The following is a 22,709-nucleotide window of genomic DNA, read 5'->3' on the forward strand; positions in this document are numbered from 1 at the left end:
CATTGATCGGGGCGTTTTTGTTTGTGCCTGCTATTCCCCTCCCCACACCAAACCACTGTGGGAGCGAGCCTGCTCGCGATAGCGGTTTGTCATTCAACATTGATGTTGGCTGATACACCGCTATCGCGAGCAGGCTCGCTCCCACAGTGGATCTTCATGGTTAAGGAGAGTGGTTATTGGGCCCAAGGCGCCCGGCGTGAATCGTTGAGCCCCAGCAGATAACTGTCGCCACCCAACTGGCTCATCTGCTGCCGAATCCACCCGGCGCGACGTGCGACGTAATTCGTCGGGTGACTCGCGCTCCACACCCGTGGATTAGGCAATACAGCCGCCAGATAACTGGCCTGCTGCCGGGACAGCGACTTGGCGCTTACACCAAAGTGATGGCGAGCCGCCGCTTCCGCGCCAAACACCCCGTCATCCCACTCGACGCTGTTCAGGTACACCTCAAGAATCCGCTGCTTGGGCCAGAACACTTCGATCAGCCCGGTAAACCAGGCTTCCAGACCTTTGCGCAGCCAACTACGGCCGGACCATAAAAACAGGTTTTTCGACACTTGCTGGCTCAAGGTGCTGGCGCCGCGAACCGAACCACCCAGCTCGTTGTGCGCCAGGGCTGCGCGGATCGCGCCGAGGTCAAAACCCCAGTGCTCCGGGAATTTCTGATCCTCACCGGCAATCACCGCGACTTTAAGGTCGTCGGAGATTTCATCCCAGGGTTTCCAGGTGCGTTGCAGGTCGATGGGCTCGCCGTCGAACCAGGATTCGATCTTGCGCTCGACCATCAGCGTCGTGCCTGGTGGCGGTACCACGCGGAAAATCAGCACCAGCAATACGCTGCCGCCCGCGAACCAGAGCACGGCCTTTGTAAATCGTCGTAAAAATAAACGCAGCATAGAGATGGCTTGGCCGAACCCATTGAGCGGGCCATTATACAGACCCTGTTGATCGAGTCTGACTGGAGTTCTTCATGCTGCGTGGCTTTCTGATGCTGGCCGCTTTCTTCGGCTTCACCGGCGTTGCCCTTGGCGCATTCGCCGCCCATGGCTTGAAAAGCCGCCTGACGCCTGAATACCTGGCGATTTTCCACACCGGCGTCACCTACCAATTGGTGCACACCTTGGCGTTGCTGGGTGTGGCGCTGCTTGCCACGCAGATTCCGGGTCGTTTGATCACGTGGGCCGGCGCCTCCTTTGCCATTGGCATCCTGCTGTTTTCCGGCAGTTTGTACCTGCTGACCATGACCGGTATCAGCAAGCTCGGAATCATTACCCCCTTCGGTGGCCTGGCGTTTCTGATCGGTTGGCTCTGTCTGGGCCTTGCCGCCTGGCGGTTGAGCTGACCGGGTGGTCCATTTCATGACGAATGGCTTGGGTCGCCAAGACTGATCGGGCTAGAATGCCAGCCCCTAAAAATGATGGCGGCATCCGGCATGCGCATTCAGTTGAACGGCGAATCCCTTGAACTGCCCGACGGTGAAACCGTTGCGGCCCTGCTGACCCGTCTGGAACTGACCGGACGCCGGGTAGCGGTCGAACTCAATCTGGATATCGTCCCGCGCAGCCAGCATGCGGACACCACATTGAACGACGGCGATTCAGTCGAAGTGGTACACGCCATCGGCGGCGGCTAGTCGCCCGGCCCGCAAGGGCACAGAATTCTGCAAGAACCTCACCCCTACAGAGGATTTCCCATGAGCATCGTTCGTAGCGACAAGCCCTTCGTCCTGGCCGGTCGTACTTACCAGTCGCGTTTGCTGGTAGGCACCGGCAAGTACCGTGACATGGAAGAAACCCGACTGGCCATCGAGGCCTCGGGTGCCGAGATCGTCACCTTCGCCGTGCGCCGCACCAACCTCGGCCAGACCCCGGGCGAACCGAACCTGCTCGAAGTCCTGTCGCCGGATCGCTACACCTTCCTGCCTAACACCGCCGGTTGTTTCGACGCTACCGAGGCTGTGCGCACCTGCCGCCTGGCCCGTGAGCTGCTCGGTGGCCACAACCTGGTGAAGCTGGAAGTGCTGGCGGACCAGAAAACCCTGTTCCCCAACGTGATCGAAACCCTCAAGGCCGCCGAAGTGCTGGTCAAGGAAGGCTTCGACGTGATGGTCTACACCAGCGATGACCCGATCATCGCCCGTCAACTGGCGGAAATCGGCTGCATTGCGGTCATGCCGCTGGCCGGTCTGATCGGCACGGGCCTGGGGATCTGCAACCCGTACAACCTGCAGATCATCCTCGAAGAGGCCAAGATTCCCGTGCTGGTGGATGCCGGTGTCGGTACCGCTTCCGACGCCACCATCGCCATGGAGCTGGGTTGCGAGGCGGTGCTGATGAACTCGGCCATCGCCCATGCCCAGCAGCCGATCATGATGGCTGAAGCCATGAAACACGCCATCGTTGCAGGCCGCCTGGCCTACCTCGCCGGCCGCATGCCGAAAAAACTCTATGCCAGCGCCTCTTCGCCGCTGGATGGTCTGATCAAGTAAGAGCCATTGATGACTGAATCAAACGACACGCCAATCCAGACGGAAGAAGGCGACGAGCGCCAACACCGCCGCATCAAGAGTTTCGTGATGCGCGCCGGGCGCATGACCGAAGGCCAGCAAAAAGGTCTGGAACAGGGCACGCCGCTGTTCGTGCTGCCATTGGCCGACGCGCCGGTGGACTTCGACCAGGTATTCGGTCGTTCGGCACCGCGTTCGCTGGAAATCGGTTTCGGCATGGGCCATTCGCTGCTGGAAATGGCCGCCGCTTCGCCGGAACAGGATTTCATTGGCGTGGAAGTGCACCGTCCGGGTGTGGGTGCGCTGCTCAATGGCGTGCTGACTCAGGGCCTGACCAACCTGCGGGTCTACGATTGCGACGCGATCGAAGTGCTCAACCGTTGCGTGGCCGACAACAGCCTCGATCGCCTGATGCTGTTTTTCCCGGACCCATGGCACAAGAGCCGCCACCACAAGCGCCGTATCGTTCAGGCGTCGTTCGCTGAACTGGTGCGCAGCAAGTTGAAGGTCGGCGGTATTCTGCACATGGCCACCGACTGGGAACCGTACGCTGAATACATGCTGGAAGTGATGAACGTTGCGCCGGGTTACCGCAACCTGGCCGAAGACGGCAAGTGCGTGCCACGCCCGGCCGAGCGTCCGATCACCAAGTTCGAACGCCGTGGCGAACGTCTTGGGCATGGCGTGTGGGACCTGAAGTTCGAAAAGCAGTCCTAAGCCCTACGCAATAAACCTGTAGGAGCGAGGCTTGCCCGCGAAGGGGCCGTACCAGTCACTATCATCATCGACTGACACACCGCCTTCGCGGGCAAGCCTTGCTCCTACAGGTTTTTTTGTGTCCGGAAATCAGCGGCGGTCGGCGACTACGCCGATGAGCACCAACACCACCAACAACACCGGCGCCAGGCTGTAGTTGTTGAACTGGCTCAAGCCACGAACGATCCACGGTGTGGCGTAGATCAGTGCGGCACCGCTGCCGATCATGCACACCAGCGCGAGCAACGGGACGCGCAAAGCGCCGGCGATGCTACCCAGGCGTTGATCGATCCAGGCTTTGATGTCCGCGCCGAACAGCACCAGCAAACAGCCCACCAGCGCCAGAGAGATTTCCGACAGGTTGCTGCGGCTCCAGCGGGAGACGGTGGCGAGCAGGTCGAGTATCAAATCCATTCGTTTTCCCTTACGGCTGAAATCAGCTCAGAAATGTTTGCAGCAAGTCATTGAGGAACAATTGCCCGCGCTCGGTGGCCGCCAGGCGTGACGGTTCGACCTGCAACAGGCCGCTTTGTTCGGCTTCGCGGCGGCCTTCGGCGAGGCTTTCCAGGCTCAGCCCGGTGCGCTCTGGATACAGCCGCGATTCCACGCCATCAGTCAGGCGCAAAGCGTTCATCAGGAAATCGAACGGCAGTTCATCGTTGGTCAGCGCTTTCTCGCCAGCCTTGAAGCTTTTCGCCGGGTTCAGGTAATCCTTCGGCAGGCGCGTCTTCCAGGTGCGTACGATGCGCCCGTCCGGATGACTGAGCTTGCCGTGGGCGCCGGCACCGATGCCGATGAAGTCGCCGAAGCTCCAGTAATTGAGGTTATGCCGCGCCGGACGACCGGGCAGGGCATACGCCGAGACTTCGTATTGTGCGTAACCGTGTTCGGCGAGCAGCGCCTGGCCGGCTTCCTGAATATCCCACAGCGTGTCGTCTTCCGGCAGCACAGGCGGCTGGTTCCAGAACACCGTGTTCGGCTCCAGCGTCAGCTGATACCAGGACAAGTGGGTCGGCTTCAGGGCGATGGCCTGGCGCAGATCGCTCAAGGCGTCGTCCAGCGACTGATCGGGCAAACCGTGCATCAAGTCCAGGTTGAAGTTATCGAACCCGGCCTGGCGCGCCATGCCGGCGGCACGCACCGCTTCATCGCCGTTGTGAATCCGCCCCAGAGCCTTGAGTTTCTCTTCCTGGAAGCTCTGGATGCCGATCGATAGCCGATTGATGCCCAGCGCGCGGTAGGCGACGAACTTCTCTTGCTCGAACGTGCCCGGATTGGCCTCCAGGGTGATTTCAATGTCGCTGGCAAACGGAATCCGTTGCTCGACGCCTTTGAGCAAGCGGCCCAAGGCTTCGGCGCTGAACAGGCTCGGCGTGCCACCACCAAAGAAGATCGAGCTCAACTCGCGGCCGTAGACCGCGTGCAAATCCTGATCAAGGTCCGCCAGCAAGGCGTCGACGTACTCTTCTTCCGGCAGCACCGGGCTTGCGGTGTGGGAGTTGAAGTCGCAATAAGGGCATTTGCGCACACACCACGGGATGTGGATGTACAGCGCCAGGGGCGGCAGCACGGGGAGCGCAGCCCGAGGCGATTGTGCGTCACCGCCGTAGATCAGCGGTGGCGCGGATGATTCACGGGTCATTTCAAGCCCAGACGCTGGCGCAGCAGATCCATTGCACGGGCGCGGTGGCTGATGAGGTTCTTGTCGCTCGGGCTCAGCTCGGCGCTGGAGCAATCGCGCTCGGGCACCCAGAACAGCGGATCGTAACCGAAACCGTGCTCGCCACTGGCTTGGGTCAGGATGCGCCCATGCCACAGCCCTTCGCAGAGGATCGGCAGCGGATCATCAGCGTGGCGCACCAGCGCCAGCACGCAGACGAACTGCGCGCCGCGCTCGGCTTGCGGCACGTCTTTCAAGGCGTCGAGCAGTTTGGCGTTGTTCGCCGCATCGCCTTTGCCGTCAGCGTAACGAGCCGAGTAGATACCCGGTGCGCCGCCAAGGAAATCCACCGCCAACCCGGAGTCGTCGGCCAACGCCGGCAGGCCGGAAATGCGCGCGGCATTGCGGGCCTTGAGAATGGCGTTCTCGACGAACGACAGACCGGTTTCTTCAGGCTCGACGCTGCTGAACTCGCCGATCGAGCGCAGATGCACCGAGTCGCCGAGCATGGCCTGGAGTTCCTTGAGTTTGCCGGCGTTGTGGCTGGCCAGTACGAGTTGCGTGAAATTCATCATTGGCCGGGGAAAAGCTCTTGTTGGAAACTGATGGTGTTGGTTTTGTCGCCGGTCTGCACTTTGATATCGAAGGTGCGGACTTCCTGTTGCTCCACAGGGTATTGCGCAATGTAGTAGATCGCGCCTTGTTCGGTGATCTGTTTGAATTTCAGTGGCACGGTCTGGCTGGTCAGATCTTTGACCGAGCCGCTCACCTGGGCCATCAGTGGCTTGCCTTCCTTGATGACCGAAATGTTGATCACGCCCTGGTTCTTGCTGCGGATCAGTTCGGCGGACTTGGCAATGTCCGGTGTCAGGAAAGTGGAGTTGAAGGTGTTGTAATGCACCGTCACGTCACCGAAGGTTTCCTTGCGCTCGCCCTTGATGACGTCGGCGGCCATGGCGGTAACGCTCAGGCAGGCAGTGAGTAGAAATAACGCTAGACGACCCATGATCGTTCTCCTTGAAATAGGGTGGTTCAGACCGCGACCTTGTGATCCTGCAGTCCTGGACTGCTGACGCGGTAAATACCGATCTCACCTAACAGATTAGGCCATAGCTTACTGGCCCACCCGTGCCGATGCTGTTGATCCACGGCAAGCCGATCAATGACCTTGGCTTCACGTTCGCGGCAAAGTGCTTCAAAGTCTTCGAAAGTGCAAAAGTGGATGTTCGGCGTGTTGTACCAGGTGTACGGCAGAAACTCGGACACCGGCATCCGGCCCTTGCTCGCCAGGTACCAGCGGCAGCGCCAGTGACCGAAGTTGGGGAAGGTGATGATGCATTGGCGACCGACCCGCAGCATTTCGTCGAGGATCTTGTCCGGGTAGTGCACGGCTTGCAGCGCCTGGGTCATGACCACGACGTCGAAACTGTTGCTGGCAAAGTTGCCCAGGCCCTTGTCCAGGTCCTGCTCGATCACGTTGATGCCCTTGGCCACGCACTCGGCGATGTTGTCCGCGTCGTTTTCCAGGCCGTAGCCGGTGACTTGCTTGTTGTCGCGCAGCCACGTCAGCAGCTCGCCGTCACCGCAACCGAGGTCGAGCACGCGGCTGCCGGCGGGGATCCATTCCTGGATGATTTCCAGATCAGCTCTCATGGCTTTCTCACAACGTAATGCGGTTCATGTAATTGCCGAATGCCTGCAGATAGCGCGGGATCGGAATCAGGAAGGCGTCGTGGCCTTGCGGAGCGTCGATCTCGAGGTAGCAGACGTCTTTCTTGGCCGCCATCAGCGCGTCCACCAGTTCCCGCGAGCGGGCCGGGGAGAAGCGCCAGTCGGTGGTGAAGGACATCACGCAGAACTTGGCCGAAGCGCCGGCGAAGGTTTTCGCCAGGTCATCGTCGAAGTTTGCCGCCGGGTCGAAGTAGTCCAGCGCCTTGGTCATCAGCAGGTAGGTGTTGGCATCGAAACGCCCGGAGAACTCTTCACCCTGATAACGCAGGTAGCTTTCAACCTGGAACTCGACGCTGTGGAAGTCGTAGTTGAGCTTTTCGCTCTTCAGGCCGCGGCCGAATTTTTCGCCCATCGAGTCATCAGACAGATAAGTGATGTGCCCGACCATCCGCGCCAGCATCAAGCCGCGCTTGGGGATCACGCCCGCTTCCTGGAACGAACCGCCGTGGAATTCGGGGTCGGTGAGGATTGCCTGGCGTGCGACTTCGTTGAAGGCGATGTTCTGTGCCGACAGTTTCGGTGCCGAGGCAATGGCCAGGCAGTGACGAATGCGATCGGGGTAGGTGATGCTCCATTGCATCGCCTGCATGCCGCCGAGGCTGCCACCAATCACGGCGGCCCATTGGCTGATGCCGATCCGGTCGGCCAGGCGCGCCTGGCTGTGCACCCAGTCTTCCACGGTCAGCACCGGGAAATCGGCGCCGAACGGCTTGCCGGTTTCCGGGTTGACGCTGCTCGGGCCCGTGGAGCCGTTGCAACCGCCGAGGTTGTTCAGGCTGACCACGAAGAACTTGTTGGTGTCGATTGGCTTGCCGGGGCCGATGCAGCTGTCCCACCAACCGGGTTTGCGGTCGTCGGGGCTGTGGAAGCCGGCGGCGTGATGGTGACCGGACAAGGCGTGACAGATCAGCACGGCGTTGCTCGCCGTGGCGTTCAGCGTGCCGTAGGTTTCGTAAATCAGGTCATACGCTGGGAGCGAACGGCCGCAGGCCAGGGCCAGGGGTTCACTGAAGTGCGCCACTTGCGGCGTCACCAGACCAACAGAATCGGCGGGAAAGGCAGTTGGCATCGACCCTGCTCTCGTTGAAATGAGGCGTAAGTCTAAAGACCGGTGGGGTTAGCGGCAAGCGAAGGCCCGAGGTGATTTCATTCAGTTGAACCGAGGCGCTACATTCGCGGGCAAGCCTCGCTCCTACAGGTAATGTGTCGTTCGCCAATATCGCGATCGACTCTAAATCTGTAGGAGCGAGGCTTGCCCGCGAAGAACGATGATGCGGTCTTCCTGATCAGATCAGACCAAGCAGCCCCTGCGGCATCAGGGCAAAGTACGCGAGTCGCGGAATCAGCCAGCTTTGCAGCAACTGGATCACGATAAACGCGAAGATCGGCGAGATATCGAGGCCGCCCAGGTTCGGAATGATCCGGCGGAACGGGGCCAGTACCGGTTCAGTAATCTGCGCGACCAGTTCGGCGCCCGGATTGTGGCTACCCGGCGCGACCCAGGACAGAATCACGCTGATGATCATCGCGTAGAACAGAATGTTCAAAAACAGCGAGAACAGCGCAATCAGCGCCCACGGCACCAGCAGCACCCAATCGACCATGAAGCCTTTGAGCGACACGATGACCGCGATCAGCAGCATCTGCACGATCAGCGCCAGCACCAGTGACGACATATCCAGCCCGAACATGCTCGGGATGACCCGGCGCAGCGGCTTGAGCAGCGGCTGGGTGGCCTTGACGATGAACTGGCAGAGCGGGTTGTAGAAGTTCGCCCGGACCAGTTGCAGGATGAAGCGCAACAGCACAATCAGCAGATACAGGCTGCCCAGGGTCTTGATGATGAAAATGGCAGCGTCGTTGAGTCCTAGCATCATTTATTCCTTTGTAAGGGCTGATTAGCGACCGAGCTGCTCAGCCATCTCGGCCGAGCGGTGCGCAGCGGCGCCGAGTGCTTTTTCTACCAGCGCTTCGAAGCCGCCAGCCTGGAACGATTTGATCGCAGCTTCTGTGGTGCCCGCCGGCGATGTCACACGGCGACGCAGTTCAGCCGCGTCGACATCGCTGGCAACCGCCATGTGTGCGGCGCCCAAGGCAGTTTGCAGGGTCAGTTGGGCAGCGATGTCCGCCGGCAGGCCGAGCTTCACACCGGCGGCGGTCATGGCTTCGATCAACAGGAAGAAATACGCCGGGCCCGAGCCGGAGACGGCGGTGACGGCGTCCAGTTGCTGCTCTTCATTCAGCCACAAGGCGATGCCCACGGCCGACAGCAGTTCTTGCGCTTGTTGGCGCTGTTCTGCGGTGACTTCGGCGGTGGCGAACAAACCGCTCACGCCCTGACGCAGCAGCGCCGGGGTATTGGGCATGCAGCGCACGATCGGTTGCGCGCCGAGCCAGTTGTTCATGCTGGCGCAGGTGATGCCGGCGGCGATGGACACCACCAGTTGATCCGGTTTCAAGCTCGGGCGAATCGCTTCGCACACGGCTTTCATCGCTTGCGGTTTGACCGCCAGAACGACCACGTCGGCGCCTTGAATGGCCTCGGCGTTGTCAGCGAATACTTCGATGCCGTGTTCGGCGTTCACTTTGGTGCGGGTTTCTGCGCCCGGGTCGCTGGCGCGGATCTGCGCGGCGTCCAGACCTTTGGCGCGCAGGCCGCCGATCAGGCTGGCGGCCATGTTGCCGGCACCGATAAAGGCAATACGAGTTTTGCTCATGTCAGGTCCTTATAGAGAAGTAGGTCAGCCATTTCACGGTTGACCGTAATCACGGGCGCCAAACAGGGCCGTACCGATGCGGACCCAGGTGGCGCCTTGGGCGATGGCCGACTCAAGGTCATGGCTCATTCCCATGGAAAGTGTGTCGAGCGGCAGGTTCAGGCTGGCTTGCAGGCTTTGCACGGCAGCAAAAGCGGCGTCCTGGGCGGCGCGATCTTCCGTCGGCTCGGGAATCGCCATCAGCCCGCGCAGCTTGATGCGCGGCAGTTCGCTGATGGCGTTGGCCAGGGCCGGCAGGTCGGCCGGGGTGCAGCCGGATTTGCTGGCCTCACCGCTGACATTGACCTGGATGCAGATGTTCAGTGGCGGCAGATCGGCAGGGCGTTGTTCGGACAGGCGTTGTGCGATTTTCAAGCGATCCACGGAATGCACCCAAGCGAAGTGCTCGGCGATAGCGCGAGTCTTGTTCGATTGAATGGGGCCGATGAAGTGCCAGATCAAGGGCAGGTCGGCCAATTCGAGCTGTTTGCCCAGGGCTTCCTGCAGGTAGTTCTCGCCAAAGTCGCGCAGGCCGGCGGCATGTGCTTCGCGCAGGGCCTCGGCGGGCTTGGTCTTGCTCACGGCCAGGAGCTGGACGCTGTGTTCGTCACGATGGGCGGCGAGGGCGGCAGCCCGGATGCGTGAACTAACCAGTTCAATGTTGTCTGCTATCGTGGACATTCAAGAGGCGCCAGCGGGTCTGAGGTTGGCGGCATTCTACTGGAATTGAGGAGTGCTATGGATATCACTGAACTGCTGGCGTTCAGCGCCAAACAAGGAGCGTCCGACTTGCACCTGTCGGCAGGCCTGCCACCGATGATTCGCGTCGACGGCGATGTGCGGCGCATCAATCTGCCAGCCCTGGATCACAAGGAAGTTCAGGAGCTGGTCTACGACATCATGAACGATACCCAGCGTGTGGATTTCGAGAAACACCTGGAAACCGACTTTTCCTTTGAGGTGCCCGGCGTTGCGCGTTTCCGGGTCAATGCGTTCAACCAGAGCCGTGGCGCCGGCGCGGTGTTCCGAACGATTCCGTCGAAGGTCCTGAGCATGGAAGACCTCGGGATGGGGGAAGTGTTTCGCAAGATTACCGACTCCCCCCGTGGCCTGGTGCTGGTCACCGGCCCGACCGGTTCCGGCAAGTCCACCACCCTGGCGGCGATGATCGACTACCTGAACAACCATCGTCATCACCACATCCTGACCATTGAAGACCCGATCGAATTCGTCCACGAATCGCGTAAATGCCTGATCAATCAGCGTGAAGTCCATCGCGATACCCGCAGCTTCGCCACAGCCTTGCGCTCGGCGTTGCGGGAAGACCCGGACGTGATTCTGGTGGGTGAGATGCGTGATCTGGAGACTATTCGCCTGGCGCTGACGGCTGCCGAGACTGGCCATCTGGTGTTCGGCACGTTGCACACCACGTCGGCGGCGAAAACCATCGACCGGATCGTGGATGTGTTTCCGGGGGATGAGAAGTCGATGGTGCGTTCGATGCTGTCCGAGTCGCTGCTGGCGGTGGTGTCGCAGACGCTGGTGAAGAAGATCGGCGGCGGGCGGATCGCGGCGCACGAAATCATGCTGGGAACGTCGGCGATTCGTAACCTGATCCGCGAGGACAAGGTGGCGCAGATGTACTCGTCGATTCAGACCGGCGGGAATCTGGGGATGCAGACGCTGGATATGTGCTTGAAGGAGTTGGTGACCAAGGGCTTGATCAGCCGCGAGCATGCGCGGGATAAGGCGCGGTCGCCGGATAATTTTTGACCAATCCGGAAACGCCATCGCGAGCAGGCTCGCTCCCACAGGTGATTGCATTCCAATGTGGGAGCGGGCTTGCTCGCGAAGGGGGCGGCAGGTTCAAAGCAAAATCCCGGGTTGGGCCCGGGATTTGGAATCAGCGCTGAACAACCTGCAGCGTGTTCTTCTCTTTAGGCAGAACCCGCTTGGCAACCACGTAGTGGCTTTCCCAGTACGGTTTCTTCAAGGTGTCGATGGTCACCGACTTGCCACGGCGTGGTGCGTGGATGAAGCGGTCGTTGCCCAGGTAGATGGCAACGTGATTGACCCGGCGGCTCTTGATGTTGAAGAAAATCAGGTCGCCCGGCTTCAGGTCGCCGCGTTCGACTTTCTCGCCATGACCGCTGGCCATGGCGTTCGAGGTGCGTGGCAGGTCAAACGTGGCGTCGTTGAACGCGTATTTCACCAGGCCGCTGCAATCGAACCCTTTACTTGGGCTACTGCCGCCCCAACGGTAAGGTGTACCGAGGACGTTGACGGCACGGCTCAGCACATTACTGCTTTCCTTGGTCGCCATCGGCGGGACAAGCTTGCTGTTGGCTTTGCTCAGCGAAGTCGGTTGCTTGGCAGTTTGTTTGTTTTTGCTCGAAGGAGCAGAAACATGGGATTTTGGGGTGTAACCATTAACGTTAGGAAGACGTTGCTCACGATTGGTGGCGTGGGCGGCCAGTGGCATCAAAAGGCAAATGGTTAGCCATGTCTTGAAAAATGGACGCATTAGGCAAGGCTCGTGTTGGTTAGCGCGAAACTTTATAACAGCTTTTTTTGTCATTCCGAGGCCGTTGGTCGATTCAACCTGGCGGTCAACGGAGCCCAATACGCGGCAAATAGACGCAATTGTCGGACAGAAGTCAGGTGCTATAAGGGTTTGACGGGAGACACGGTAGCATTTGCCATACGTCGGCCACCTGTAAAAAAGTCACAAAGAATTCAAGAATATTTATCTATCGTGTGATTCGAGGCCATTCATGAACACCTATCGACACCCCGTTCCACATCAAGATACCCACAGCAAAGTGATCGGTTACCTGCTGTGGATTTTCGGTTTTACCGGCGCTCACCGCTTTTATTACGGCAAACCGGTGACCGGGACGATCTGGTTTTTCACCCTGGGTTTACTGGGTATCGGCTGGCTGATCGACGTGTTCCTGATCCCGGCCATGGATCGTGAAGCGGACCTGCGTTTCACCGCCGGGCCTATCGAATACAACGTTGCGTGGATTCTGCTGACGTTTCTGGGCGTGTTCGGCGTGCACCGGATGTATCAGGGGAAGTGGATCAGCGGGTTGCTGTACCTGGTGACGGGCGGGTTGTTCTTTCTGGGGGTTTTGTATGACTTCTGGACGTTGAATGACCAGGTTTCCGTGCGTAACGCGCAGAATCGCGGCACTTTCCAGTAAGTCATCGCTAGCAGGCTAGCTCCCACAGGGGATTTGTGTAATTCACAGATCCTGTGTGGGAGCTAGCCCTGCTAGCGATTGGGACAACGCGGTCTTAAGCCTGGTGGCTAATCCGCCCATCCACCAGCGTGTAACGCACCACACCCGGCAAGCTATGCCCAATGAACGGGCAGTTCTCACCCTTGGACAGCCAGGTTTCACCGGCCACGGTCGAAGCCGCCGGATCGAACAGCACAATATCCGCCGCACCACCCACCGCCAGTTTCCCCGCCGGCAAGCGCAAGGCTTGCGCAGGCCCGGCACTCAGGCGTGCCAGCAACGTCGGCAGGTCGAGCAAACCGTCTTCAACCAGCGTCATCGCCAGCGGCAGCAACAGTTCAACGCTGCTGATCCCAGGCTCAGTTGCACCAAACGGCGCCAGTTTGGCGTCCCGTTCATGGGGCTGGTGATGACTGGAAATCGCCGAAACCACCCCGGACTTCACCGCCTCACGCAAGCCATCACGGTCGGCGCGGGTGCGCAGCGGCGGCTGGACGTGATAAAGGCTGCTGAAGTCGATCAGCGCTTCATCGGTCAGGATCAGCTGGTACAGGGCGACATCCGCCGTCACCGGCAATCCGCGCGCCTGAGCCTGAGCAATCAGGGCCACGCCGCGAGCGCTGGTCAGCTGGCTGAAGTGCGCACGCACGCCACTTTGCTCGACCAGCAACAGATCACGGGCCAGCGCCACGGTTTCTGCGGTTTCCGGAATACCCGGCAAGCCGAGGAAACTGGCGGTCGGACCTTCATGCGCCAAGCCACCTTCGGCCAGATCATGGTCCTGCGAGTTGAAAATCACCGTCAGGTCAAAGGTCGCCGCGTACTCCAGCGCCCGGCACAGGGTGCGGGTGTTGCGGAAGCTTTCCAGACCGTTGCCGAAGGCCACGCAACCAGCATCGCGCAAAGCCACGAGCTCGGCCAGTTGCTCGCCGTCCAGGCCTTTGCTCAGGGCACCAATCGGGAACACCTTGGTGTTGCCGGCCTCGCGGGCGCGGTCGAGGATCAGTTCGGCCACGGCCGAGGTGTCCAGCACCGGTTTGGTCTTCGGCGGGCAGCACAGGCTGGTCACGCCACCGGCAGCAGCGGCGCGGGTTTCGCTGACGATCGAGCCTTTACGGCTGTAGCCCGGCTCGCGCAGGGCGACGTTCAGGTCAACCAGCCCCGGTGCGGCCACCAGGCCTTGGGCGTCGATGGTATCGACGGCAACAAAACCGGCGGGTGCGGCGCCAAGGGCGACGATCTTGCAGGCTTCGATGTGGATATCAGTCACTTGATCCAGCCCGCTGACTGGATCGATCACGCGGGCGCCGAGAATGCTGAGCTTCACTGAACGTTCTCCTGCTCGAATTGGCGCTGGGCAGTCTGCCCGCTCATGGCCATGGACAGCACGGCCATACGAATCGCGATGCCGTAGGTTACCTGGTTGAGAATCACCGAATGCGGACCGTCGGCCACCGCCGACTCAATCTCAACGCCCCGGTTGATTGGCCCCGGGTGCATGACGATGCAGTCCGGTTTGGCCCCGGCCAGGCGCGCGGTGGTCAGGCCGAACAGGCGATAGAACTCGCCCTCGCTCGGCAGCAGGCCGCCGGTCATGCGTTCGCGTTGCAGGCGCAACATGATCACCACGTCGACGTCTTTCAGGCCTTCGGTCATGTCGGTGTAGACCTTCACGCCGTATTGCTCGATGCCGATCGGCAGCAGGGTTTTCGGCGCGATCACGCGGATGTCCGGGCAGCCGAGGGTTTTCAGCGCCAGCATGTTCGAGCGCGCCACCCGCGAGTGCAGGATGTCGCCGACGATGGCCACGGACAGGTTTTCGAAGCTGCCTTTGTGCCGACGGATCGTCAGCATGTCGAGCATGCCTTGGGTCGGGTGCGCGTGACGGCCGTCGCCGCCGTTGATGATCGCCACTTGCGGGCACACGTGTTCGGCGATGAAGTGCGCGGCGCCGGAATCACCGTGGCGCACGACGAACATGTCGGCGGCCATGGCTTCCAGGTTGCGCAGGGTGTCGAGCAGGGTTTCGCCCTTGCTCGCCGACGATGTCGAGACGTTGAGGGTGATCACGTCCGCCGACAAGCGCTGGGCCGCCAGTTCGAAGGTGGTGCGGGTGCGGGTGGAGTTCTCGAAGAACACGTTGCACACGGTCTTGCCGCGCAGCAACGGGACTTTCTTCACTGCCCGGGCGCCAACTTCGAGGAACGAGTCGGCGGTGTCGAGGATTTCCGTCAGCAGCTCGCGGCGCAAGCCGTCGAGCGAGAGGAAGTGGCGCAGCTGGCCCTGATCATTGAGCTGCAGCGGGCGCTTGGTTTCTAGAGGCGTCATCGCGAGGGGGACTCTCAATAGGGCGAATTAAAGGGCGAGGTCTTGCAGTTCGAGCTTGAGTTCCGGACCGGACAGCTTCACGCGCTCGTGGGCGGCCAGCGATAACGTCGCGCCGACCACGTTAGGGCGGATCGGCAGCTCGCCGGCGTCCAGGTCCAACAGGCACACCAGCGTCACGCTGGCCGGGCGGCCGTAGTCGAAGAGTTCGTTCATCGCGGCGCGGATGGTGCGGCCGCTCATCAGCACGTCGTCGATCAGCACCAGGTCCTGGCCTTCGATCTCGAACGGCAGCGCCGAAGGGCGCACCTGCGGGTGCAGGCCGTTCTGGCTGAAATCGTCACGGTAGAAAGACACGTCCAGTGTGCCGAGCGGCGCGTCGCTGCCCAGTTCTTCGAGCAACGCCTGGGCAACCCAGACGCCGCCGGTACGAATACCGATGTAGCGCGGTTCGCTGATGCCACGGTGTTCCAGATGTGCCTTGAGACGGATCGCCATCTGGCTGATCAGTTCGGCGGGATTGGGCAGGCTCATGGTTGCTCCTTCTTGGGCCCGGGCCGGGTGCTGCTGGCGGTGGCTCGGGTTGTCGCTATAGAGAGTCGCTTGTTACGGCTCTTCAGGATTCGAACAGTGCGCTGTTTTCATCGAGCCAGCCTTGCAGCAGCAGGGCGGCGGCGATGGCATCGACCGGGTTGTCGCGGTAACTGCCCTTTTGCCCGCCGCGATCACGTCGTTCGCCCTTGGCTTCAAACGTGGTCAGGCGTTCATCGTGGGTATAGAAGGGCAGGTTGTAGCGGCCGTTGAGGCGGCGGGCGAATTTCTCGGCGCGCAGGCACATGTCGCTGGGCGTGCCGTCCATATTCAACGGCAGGCCGACCACCACGGCATCGGGTTTCCACTCTTTGATCAGCGCTTCGACCTGATTCCAGTCGGGCACGCCGTTTTGTGCCTTCAAGGTGCACAGCTCGCGGGCCTGGCCGGTAATCACCTGGCCAACCGCCACGCCGATCTGTTTGGTGCCGTAGTCGAAGCCCAGAATCAGCCGCAGGGCCATCAGGCGTGTCCTGCCTGGCTGGTGAGCAGGCTGAGGTTGACGCCCAGGTGCTTGGCCGCTGCTTCGAGGCGCAGTTCGCTGCTGGTGTTGAACAGGATGTCGGCATCGAACGGGCAGGTCAGCCAGGCGTTCTGCGCCAGTTCGGCCTCAAGTTGCCCGGCTTCCCAGCCTGCGTAACCGAGGGCGATCAGGCTTTTTGCCGGACCGACGCCATCGGCGATCGCGAACAATACGTCCTGGGAGGTGGACAACGACAGGTCGCCTTCCAGATCAACGGTCGCCTGAAATTGCTTGCCCGACGGGTGCAGGACAAAACCGCGATCGGTCTGCACCGGGCCGCCGATGAAGATCGGCACATGCTGGCAGAGCAGCGGCGGCTCGATATTGGGGCGCAATTGCTCGAGGATATCGGCCAGATTCAGGTCTTGCGGACGGTTGACCACCAGCCCCATCGCACCATTGGCCGTGTGCTCGACGATGTAGGTCAAGGTGTGGGCAAAGTTCGGGTCGGCCATGTGAGGCATGGCGATCAGGAAGTGATGCTTGAGGTAGCTTGGGCTGACGTTCTTCATGAGCGCTAGTGTGGCGTTGGAGGGGCGAACTGACAAGCTGGGGATGTACAGGAAATGCCTGCGTGGGTGTCTTTTTGATGTCTGTTTGCTTGAGGGCCTCTTCGCGGGCAAGCCTCGCTCCTACAGGTTTTGCATGTTCCGCAAACCTGTAGGAGCGAGGCTTGCCCGCGAAGGCGTCGGTCAAAACAACCGCAATCCTTCGGTCAGTTGCTGGAGAGGCGATCCCCGCGTGCAAATTTCCAGGTACGGATGATTTCCAGTCGGTCGATGTCCGACAAATCCCCGGTAAACGGCGAAAACGGCGCCGCCAGCCGCACAATTCGCTGCGCTGCCTGATCCAGCAGCGGTTGCCCGGATGACTCCAGTACCAATACTTCAAAAAGCGAGCCGTCGCGGTTGATCGAGACCATCAAGCGCAAATTGCCGTAAATCTGTTTACGCCGCGCTTCATCCGGATAATTGAGGTTACCGATGCGCTCGACCTTTTTGCGCCACTCATCCTTATACCAGGCGCCTTTGTCGCGCATGGTCGAGGCCGCGCTCAGGCGGTGGATGCGTGGGCGCTTGGCGTACAGCTGTTGTTCGTTGGCCAGTTCCGCTTCGAGGCTGGCGATGTCGCTGGACAGCTGTTCACTGTCGAACGTCGGTGCGGCGATGGCGGGTTTGGTGGCAGGTTTGGGCTCTTCGGTCTTGGCCGCGGCTTTCTTCGGCTTCGGTGCGACGGTGGTCACGGCAGCCTTGGGCGCTGCTTCCTGGACTTCAGGCTTGGCGGCTGGCGGTGGCGTGACTTTTTGCACCTTGTTGTCCTGGAACGGCGCGACCTCGGTGGTCTTGGGAATCGCCTTTTTATCCAGGGTGCCGCTGCCTTCCTGATTTTCCTGCGCGAGGAAGTCGGCCTTCGCCGGTTTCTTTTCGCTCTTGAAGGTGGCGAGGGTGATTTCCAGGGTTTTGCTGATTTGTTTGGGTTCGACCATCGTAAAGCCGACGCCCAACAGCAAGGCCAGGTGAATCAACGCCGCGAGAAACAGGGTAAATCCGAGGCGATCAGCCGGGCGCACGCCACGATGGGCGAGTTCAGCGGGCAGATCGGACGGAAGTGTCATGACAAGAAAACCAACATCGCGTTTTTCAGAGGCCGCGCATGATAGCGCAATGTTGGTTTCATCTTGGGTGTTCTATATCAACGGGCCTTGAGCTTCTGATCGATGGCATCCATCAACAGGCCGCCGATGTCGGTGCCGAACGCGTTATCAATCTCGCGAATGCAGGTCGGGCTGGTGACGTTGATTTCCGTCAGGTGCTCGCCGATCACGTCGAGACCCACGAACAGCAGGCCTTTCTCGCGCAGGGTCGGGCCGACCTGGGCGGCGATCCAGCGATCCTTGTCGCTCAGCGGACGGGCTTCGCCACGACCACCGGCGGCGAGGTTGCCGCGGGTTTCGCCGGCCGCCGGAATCCGCGCCAGGCAATAATCCACCGGCTCGCCGTCGATCATCAGGATGCGTTTGTCGCCGTCCTTGATCGCCGGCAGGTACGCCTGGCCCATGATCTGCTGGGTGCCCAGCGCGGTCAGGGTTTCCAGGATCACCGACAGGTTCGGGTCACCTGCGCGGTGACGGAAAATCGAGGTGCCGCCCATGCCGTCCAGCGGCTTGAGGATCACATCGCCATGTTTGGCCGCGAACTCACGCAGCACGTCGGCGCGGCGGCTGACCACGGTCGGCGGCGTGCACTGCGGGAACAATGTGGCGAACAGTTTTTCATTGCAGTCACGCAGGCTCTGCGGCTTGTTGACCACCAGCACGCCCGCGCGCTCGGCTTGCTCGAGCAGATAAGTGGAGTAGACGAACTCCATGTCGAACGGCGGATCCTTGCGCATCAGGATCACGTCCAGATCGCTCAGCAGCGCGTCGGTCTCGTCTTCCAGCTCGAACCATTTTTCCGGGTTGGCGAAAACTTTCAGCGGCCGCATCCGCGCCCGGGCTTCACCTTCGCCTTGATACAAGTCGCGCTGTTCCATATAGAACAGTTCCCAGCCGCGCTTCTGTGCGGCCAGCAGCATGGCCAGCGAGCTATCCTTTTTATAGGAGATGCTGGCAATGGGATCCATGACAATCCCGACGCGAACGCTCATGGGGTTTTCCTCTGAAGTGGGGGAGGCCTATGTAAGTCCCCTGTAGGAGCGAGCCTGCTCGCGATGGACTTCAGGACACCGCGCTTATCCTGCTGGCACGCGCCATCGTTGACGACCATCGCGAGCAGGCTCGCTCCCACAAAAGATCAATCCAAAGGACCGTATAAAAGTGGCGTCAGAGTGGCGCTGAGTGTGTTCCCGGTCAAGGAAAAACCACTTCAAAGGACGCCCGATAGATTGCATTTGGAGACTGTGCTAAAAAGGCTGCCATGTCGTGCTGGCCCTTGAGTATCAAGGGTTTCAAGCCGCCGGTAACCGGAAAACGGACAATTTGATTCGCAAAGGCGACGGTAGAGCATTTATGGGCCAGCATTCCAGCGCCTTGAAGGTCATGGTCATCGACGATTCGAAGACGATTCGTCGCACCGCCGAAACGCTGTTGAAGAATGTGGGTTGTGAAGTCATTACGGCCATCGATGGTTTCGATGCGCTGGCGAAGATTGCCGATCATCATCCCGGCATCATCTTTGTCGACATCATGATGCCGCGTCTGGATGGCTATCAGACCTGCGCTTTAATCAAGAACAACAGTGCGTTCAAGTCCACGCCAGTGATCATGCTGTCGTCCAAGGACGGGTTGTTCGACAAGGCCAAGGGGCGCATCGTCGGCTCCGACCAGTTTTTGACCAAGCCTTTCAGCAAGGAAGAACTGCTTAACGCGATCCAGGCCCATGTACCGGGCTTCGCCGCCGTTTTGCCGCAGTAGGACACGCACAGTGACGCTCGGCCAGCGGGCCCGGCGTCGACAAGAATGGGGAAAACCATGGCACGTATTCTGATCGTCGATGATTCGCCGACCGAAATGTACAAACTGACCGGCATGCTGGAAAAGCACGGTCATGAAGTGTTGAAAGCCGAAAACGGCGCCGACGGCGTGGCCCTGGCCCGTCAGGAAAAACCCGACGCCGTGCTGATGGACATCGTCATGCCCGGCCTCAACGGTTTCCAGGCGACCCGTCAGTTGACCAAAGACCCGGAAACCGGGCACATCCCGGTGATCATCATCACCACCAAGGATCAGGAAACCGACAAGGTCTGGGGCACGCGCCAGGGCGCCAAGGATTACCTGACCAAACCGGTCGACGAAGACACCCTGATCAAAACCCTGAACAACGTGCTGGCCGGTTGATCACCCGACCATGACCGAGTCGTTGACCGCCTTCGAACTGCTGCTGCAGATCGACCAGCGCTGTCGTCTGCTGGCGGCGGATCTGCCGTCGCAGCCAACCCGACAGGACAGTTGGAGCGGCATCGGTTTTCGTTTGGGCGAGGCGTGGTACGTCGCGCCGATGGGTGAAGTCAGCGAAGTCCTGCATGAACCGCGCTTCACCCAGTTGCCGGGGGTCAAGCCTTGGGTCAAGGGCGTGGCCAACCTGCGTGGGCGCTTGTTGCCGATGATGGATTTGAGTGCCTTCTTCGGGCACGAATTGTCGGCAGTGCGCAAGCAGCGGCGAGTGCTGGTGGTGGAGCATAACGAGGTGTTTGCCGGGTTGATGGTCGATGAGGTTTTCGGCCTTCAGCACTTTGCCCAGGACAGCCTGGAGCCGGTGGATAACTTGAGTGGCCCGATTGCACCGTTCATCAAGGGCCGGTTTCAGCGCGAGCAGAATTGGCAGGTGTTCAGCCCGTTTGCGCTGGTGCGGTCGCAAAGCTTCATGCATGTAGCGCTGTAAACGCGGCAACGCCGATCCTGTAGGAACGAGCGGGCGGCGATCCGACTTGCCCGCGAAGAACGATAACGCGGTATTCCTGCAAGACCGCTTCGCCTGCTTCGCGGGCAAGCCTCGCTCCTACAGGGGCTTGGGTGAATTGGGTAGTACAGGCGAGGACCGATGATAAAAGCTAAAACAGGCAAGCCAGAAGGATCGCGCAGCCGCTCGCAGATTATCGCGCTGTTCATCGCGCTGATTGTCTTCATCATGCTGCTGTTCGCCAACTTCGCTTACCTCAACACCCAGGCCTCGTACGATAAACAGTACATCGGCCACGCCGGTGAGCTGCGCGTGCTGTCCCAGCGCATCGCCAAAAACGCCACTGAAGCCGCCGCCGGCAAGGCCGCGGCGTTCAAGTTGCTCAGCGATGCGCGCAACGATTTTGCCCAGCGCTGGGGTTATCTGAAGAAAGGCGACCCTTCCACCGGGCTGCCGCCGGCACCGTCCGCCGTGCGCCCGGAAATGCGCGCCGTGCAGCTGGATTGGGAGCGCGTGCTGAAAAACACCGACGCGATCCTCTCCAGCGAACAGACGGTTTTGTCGCTGCATCAAGTCGCCGCCACCCTCGCTGAAACCGTGCCGCAGTTGCAGGTCGAGTACGAAAAAGTCGTCGAAATTCTCCTGCAACGCGGCGCGCCCGCCGCTCAGGTGGCGATGGCCCAGCGTCAGTCGTTGTTGGCCGAACGTATCCTCGGCGCGGTAAACACCGTGCTGTCCGGCGACGAAAATTCGCAACAGGCCGCCGACGCGTTTGGCCGCGACGCTGCGCGTTTCGGCCTGGTGCTCACGGGCATGCTCCAGGGCAATCCGGCACTGAAAGTCAGCCAGGTCGAAGACCACGATGCCCGTGCCCGCTTGATCGAGATTTCCGAGCTGTTCGAATTCGTCTCGGGTTCGGTGGATGAAATCCTCGAAACCTCGCCGGAACTGTTCAAGGTCCGCGAATCGGCGACCAACATCTTCAGCCTGTCGCAAACCCTGCTCGACGAAGCCTCGCACCTGGCCTCCGGGTTCGAAAACCTCGCCAGCGGGCGCAATACAGACACCATTGGCGGCTACGTGCTGGGTCTGGCGGCGCTGATGTCGATCATCCTTATCGGGATGGTGATGGTGCGCGAAACCAATCGTCAGTTGCGCGAAACCGCCGAGAAGAACGAGCGCAACCAGAACGCGATCATGCGCCTGCTCGACGAAATCGAAGACCTGGCCGACGGCGACCTGACCGTGACCGCTTCGGTGACCGAAGACTTCACCGGGACCATCGCCGATTCGATCAACTATTCCGTGGACCAGCTGCGCGATCTGGTGGCGACGATCAACCTCACCGCCGGCCAGGTCGCCGCCGCCGTGCAGGAAACCCAGGCCACTGCCATGCACCTGGCGCAGGCCTCGGAGCATCAGGCGCAACAAATCAGCGAAGCTTCCACCGCGATCAACGACATGGCGCAGTCCATCGATCAGGTGTCGGCCAACGCTGCCGAATCCTCGGCGGTGGCCGAGCGCTCGGTGGAAATCGCCAACAAGGGCAACGAGGTGGTGCACAACACCATCCACGGCATGGACAACATTCGCGAGCAGATTCAGGACACCGCCAAGCGCATCAAGCGCCTGGGCGAGTCTTCGCAAGAGATCGGCGACATTGTCAGCCTGATCGATGACATTGCCGACCAGACCAACATTCTTGCACTCAACGCCGCGATCCAGGCCTCCATGGCCGGTGATGCCGGGCGCGGTTTTGCGGTGGTGGCCGACGAGGTGCAACGGTTGGCCGAGCGCTCGTCCGCCGCGACGCGGCAGATCGAAACCCTGGTGCGGGCGATCCAGGCCGACACCAACGAAGCGGTGATTTCCATGGAGCAGACCACCACCGAAGTGGTGCGTGGCGCGCGTCTGGCGCAGGATGCCGGTGTGGCTCTGGAAGAAATCGAAGGCGTGTCGAAAACCCTCGCGGCGTTGATCCAGAGTATTTCCAACGCGGCACAACAGCAGACGTCTTCGGCCGGGCAGATTTCCCTGACGATGAACGTGATCCAGCAGATCACCACGCAGACTTCGTCCGGTTCCACCGCTACGGCCGAGAGCATCGGCAACCTGGCGAAAATGGCCAGCCAGCTGCGACGTTCGGTGTCCGGTTTCACCTTGCCGGCCGCCAAGGCGCAGACTGTGGATAAAGTGTGAGGCGCCCGAGGGCGTTCGAA

At 60.7% G+C, this 22,709-nt stretch carries 29 protein-coding genes; 10 read left to right on the forward strand and 19 right to left on the reverse strand.

Annotated features, from left to right (window positions below; all coding sequences use genetic code 11):
- Nucleotides 1-173: 173 nt before the first annotated feature.
- Nucleotides 174-896, reverse strand: coding sequence for a monofunctional biosynthetic peptidoglycan transglycosylase (mtgA, locus tag IB246_RS06890; protein ID WP_008026152.1), 723 nt, complete (start codon nt 894-896; stop codon nt 174-176).
- Nucleotides 897-970: 74 nt separating this feature from the next.
- On the opposite strand from mtgA, the gene IB246_RS06895 reads away from it, so the two are divergent.
- From IB246_RS06895 to trmB, 4 genes are all read left to right on the forward strand, one after another.
- Nucleotides 971-1,342, forward strand: a complete 372-nt coding sequence (locus IB246_RS06895; RefSeq protein ID WP_008036704.1) for a DUF423 domain-containing protein — start codon at nt 971-973, stop codon at nt 1,340-1,342.
- 90 nt (nt 1,343-1,432) lie between these two features.
- Nucleotides 1,433-1,633 carry a sulfur carrier protein ThiS gene (thiS, locus tag IB246_RS06900; RefSeq protein WP_008026157.1) on the forward strand — a complete coding sequence of 67 codons (201 nt, stop codon included), beginning with the start codon at nt 1,433-1,435 and terminating at the stop codon, nt 1,631-1,633.
- Nucleotides 1,634-1,693: 60 nt separating this feature from the next.
- Entirely contained in the window at nt 1,694-2,488 is a 795-nt protein-coding gene (locus IB246_RS06905) for a thiazole synthase (protein WP_008036703.1), read from the forward strand.
- Nucleotides 2,489-2,497: 9 nt separating this feature from the next.
- Nucleotides 2,498-3,223: a tRNA (guanosine(46)-N7)-methyltransferase TrmB gene (gene trmB, locus IB246_RS06910; protein WP_008026161.1), complete on the forward strand. Its 726-nt coding sequence runs from the start codon at nt 2,498-2,500 to the stop codon at nt 3,221-3,223.
- 129 nt (nt 3,224-3,352) lie between these two features.
- Here trmB and IB246_RS06915 read toward each other — a convergent pair whose 3' ends face one another.
- The 9 genes from IB246_RS06915 to IB246_RS06955 all read right to left on the reverse strand — a co-directional run bounded on the left by IB246_RS06915 (nt 3,353) and on the right by IB246_RS06955 (nt 10,090).
- Nucleotides 3,353-3,676, reverse strand: coding sequence for a DUF3392 domain-containing protein (locus IB246_RS06915; protein WP_008026163.1), 324 nt, complete (start codon nt 3,674-3,676; stop codon nt 3,353-3,355).
- 22 nt (nt 3,677-3,698) lie between these two features.
- Nucleotides 3,699-4,904 carry a radical SAM family heme chaperone HemW gene (hemW, locus tag IB246_RS06920; protein ID WP_008036696.1) on the reverse strand — a complete coding sequence of 402 codons (1,206 nt, stop codon included), beginning with the start codon at nt 4,902-4,904 and terminating at the stop codon, nt 3,699-3,701.
- Nucleotides 4,901-5,497 carry an RdgB/HAM1 family non-canonical purine NTP pyrophosphatase gene (gene rdgB, locus IB246_RS06925; protein WP_008036695.1) on the reverse strand — a complete coding sequence of 199 codons (597 nt, stop codon included), beginning with the start codon at nt 5,495-5,497 and terminating at the stop codon, nt 4,901-4,903. Before rdgB ends, hemW begins: the two co-directional genes overlap by 4 nt.
- The gene (locus IB246_RS06930; protein WP_008036694.1) at nt 5,494-5,928 is read right to left on the reverse strand and encodes a DUF4426 domain-containing protein; all 435 of its coding nucleotides are present in this window, start codon (nt 5,926-5,928) and stop codon (nt 5,494-5,496) included. Before IB246_RS06930 ends, rdgB begins: the two co-directional genes overlap by 4 nt.
- 26 nt (nt 5,929-5,954) lie before the next feature.
- Nucleotides 5,955-6,575, reverse strand: a complete 621-nt coding sequence (metW, locus tag IB246_RS06935; protein ID WP_008036692.1) for a methionine biosynthesis protein MetW — start codon at nt 6,573-6,575, stop codon at nt 5,955-5,957.
- A 7-nt stretch (nt 6,576-6,582) separates the two neighbouring features.
- A complete protein-coding gene (gene metX, locus IB246_RS06940; RefSeq protein ID WP_008036684.1) occupies nt 6,583-7,722 on the reverse strand; it encodes a homoserine O-succinyltransferase MetX in 1,140 nt (379 codons plus the stop codon).
- Nucleotides 7,723-7,939: 217 nt separating this feature from the next.
- Nucleotides 7,940-8,527, reverse strand: a complete 588-nt coding sequence (locus tag IB246_RS06945) for a YggT family protein (protein ID WP_008026173.1) — start codon at nt 8,525-8,527, stop codon at nt 7,940-7,942.
- A 24-nt stretch (nt 8,528-8,551) separates the two neighbouring features.
- Complete coding sequence (proC, locus tag IB246_RS06950; protein WP_008036681.1) at nt 8,552-9,370, reverse strand: pyrroline-5-carboxylate reductase; 819 nt, start codon at nt 9,368-9,370, stop codon at nt 8,552-8,554.
- 33 nt (nt 9,371-9,403) lie between these two features.
- A complete protein-coding gene (locus tag IB246_RS06955; protein ID WP_008036679.1) occupies nt 9,404-10,090 on the reverse strand; it encodes a YggS family pyridoxal phosphate-dependent enzyme in 687 nt (228 codons plus the stop codon).
- A gap of 57 nt (nt 10,091-10,147) precedes the next feature.
- Between IB246_RS06955 and IB246_RS06960 the strand changes: the two genes are divergently transcribed.
- Entirely contained in the window at nt 10,148-11,182 is a 1,035-nt protein-coding gene (locus tag IB246_RS06960; protein ID WP_008036678.1) for a type IV pilus twitching motility protein PilT, read from the forward strand.
- A gap of 130 nt (nt 11,183-11,312) precedes the next feature.
- Here IB246_RS06960 and IB246_RS06965 read toward each other — a convergent pair whose 3' ends face one another.
- On the reverse strand, nt 11,313-11,933 hold the full coding sequence (locus IB246_RS06965; RefSeq protein ID WP_008036675.1) for a C40 family peptidase: 621 nt from the start codon (nt 11,931-11,933) through the stop codon (nt 11,313-11,315).
- 250 nt (nt 11,934-12,183) lie between these two features.
- Here IB246_RS06965 and IB246_RS06970 point away from each other — a divergent pair, with 250 nt between their 5' ends.
- Nucleotides 12,184-12,615, forward strand: coding sequence for an NINE protein (locus IB246_RS06970; RefSeq protein ID WP_008026184.1), 432 nt, complete (start codon nt 12,184-12,186; stop codon nt 12,613-12,615).
- 94 nt (nt 12,616-12,709) lie between these two features.
- On the opposite strand, the gene IB246_RS06975 is transcribed toward IB246_RS06970, so the two are convergent.
- The 8 genes from IB246_RS06975 to IB246_RS07010 all read right to left on the reverse strand — a co-directional run bounded on the left by IB246_RS06975 (nt 12,710) and on the right by IB246_RS07010 (nt 19,112).
- Nucleotides 12,710-13,981 (reverse strand): dihydroorotase, encoded by a 1,272-nt coding sequence (locus IB246_RS06975; RefSeq protein ID WP_008026186.1) that lies wholly within the window; start codon nt 13,979-13,981, stop codon nt 12,710-12,712.
- A complete protein-coding gene (locus IB246_RS06980; RefSeq protein ID WP_008026189.1) occupies nt 13,978-14,982 on the reverse strand; it encodes an aspartate carbamoyltransferase catalytic subunit in 1,005 nt (334 codons plus the stop codon). Before IB246_RS06980 ends, IB246_RS06975 begins: the two co-directional genes overlap by 4 nt.
- 27 nt (nt 14,983-15,009) lie before the next feature.
- Complete coding sequence (gene pyrR, locus IB246_RS06985) at nt 15,010-15,513, reverse strand: bifunctional pyr operon transcriptional regulator/uracil phosphoribosyltransferase PyrR (RefSeq protein ID WP_008026190.1); 504 nt, start codon at nt 15,511-15,513, stop codon at nt 15,010-15,012.
- A gap of 82 nt (nt 15,514-15,595) precedes the next feature.
- A complete protein-coding gene (ruvX, locus tag IB246_RS06990; RefSeq protein WP_007945492.1) occupies nt 15,596-16,033 on the reverse strand; it encodes a Holliday junction resolvase RuvX in 438 nt (145 codons plus the stop codon).
- On the reverse strand, nt 16,033-16,605 hold the full coding sequence (locus IB246_RS06995) for a YqgE/AlgH family protein (protein WP_032832312.1): 573 nt from the start codon (nt 16,603-16,605) through the stop codon (nt 16,033-16,035). The genes ruvX and IB246_RS06995 overlap by 1 nt, the downstream gene beginning before the upstream one ends.
- A 203-nt stretch (nt 16,606-16,808) precedes the next feature.
- Entirely contained in the window at nt 16,809-17,708 is a 900-nt protein-coding gene (locus IB246_RS07000; RefSeq protein WP_008026197.1) for an energy transducer TonB, read from the reverse strand.
- A gap of 77 nt (nt 17,709-17,785) precedes the next feature.
- The gene (gshB, locus tag IB246_RS07005; protein ID WP_008026199.1) at nt 17,786-18,739 is read right to left on the reverse strand and encodes a glutathione synthase; all 954 of its coding nucleotides are present in this window, start codon (nt 18,737-18,739) and stop codon (nt 17,786-17,788) included.
- A 202-nt stretch (nt 18,740-18,941) separates the two neighbouring features.
- Nucleotides 18,942-19,112, reverse strand: coding sequence for a hypothetical protein (locus tag IB246_RS07010; protein WP_157214348.1), 171 nt, complete (start codon nt 19,110-19,112; stop codon nt 18,942-18,944).
- Between IB246_RS07010 and pilG the strand changes: the two genes are divergently transcribed.
- The 4 genes from pilG to IB246_RS07030 all read left to right on the forward strand — a co-directional run bounded on the left by pilG (nt 19,101) and on the right by IB246_RS07030 (nt 22,689).
- Nucleotides 19,101-19,505 (forward strand): twitching motility response regulator PilG, encoded by a 405-nt coding sequence (pilG, locus tag IB246_RS07015; protein WP_008026200.1) that lies wholly within the window; start codon nt 19,101-19,103, stop codon nt 19,503-19,505. The genes IB246_RS07010 and pilG overlap by 12 nt on opposite strands.
- Before the next feature lie 57 nt (nt 19,506-19,562).
- Nucleotides 19,563-19,928: a twitching motility response regulator PilH gene (gene pilH, locus IB246_RS07020; protein ID WP_007897961.1), complete on the forward strand. Its 366-nt coding sequence runs from the start codon at nt 19,563-19,565 to the stop codon at nt 19,926-19,928.
- Nucleotides 19,929-19,938: 10 nt separating this feature from the next.
- Nucleotides 19,939-20,472 carry a chemotaxis protein CheW gene (locus tag IB246_RS07025; RefSeq protein ID WP_008026202.1) on the forward strand — a complete coding sequence of 178 codons (534 nt, stop codon included), beginning with the start codon at nt 19,939-19,941 and terminating at the stop codon, nt 20,470-20,472.
- A 159-nt stretch (nt 20,473-20,631) separates the two neighbouring features.
- The gene (locus IB246_RS07030; RefSeq protein ID WP_008026203.1) at nt 20,632-22,689 is read left to right on the forward strand and encodes a methyl-accepting chemotaxis protein; all 2,058 of its coding nucleotides are present in this window, start codon (nt 20,632-20,634) and stop codon (nt 22,687-22,689) included.
- Nucleotides 22,690-22,709 lie beyond the last annotated feature (20 nt).

Source organism: Pseudomonas sp. PDM01 (assembly GCF_014852325.1).
GTDB classification, from domain to species: Bacteria; Pseudomonadota; Gammaproteobacteria; order Pseudomonadales; family Pseudomonadaceae; genus Aquipseudomonas; species Aquipseudomonas migulae.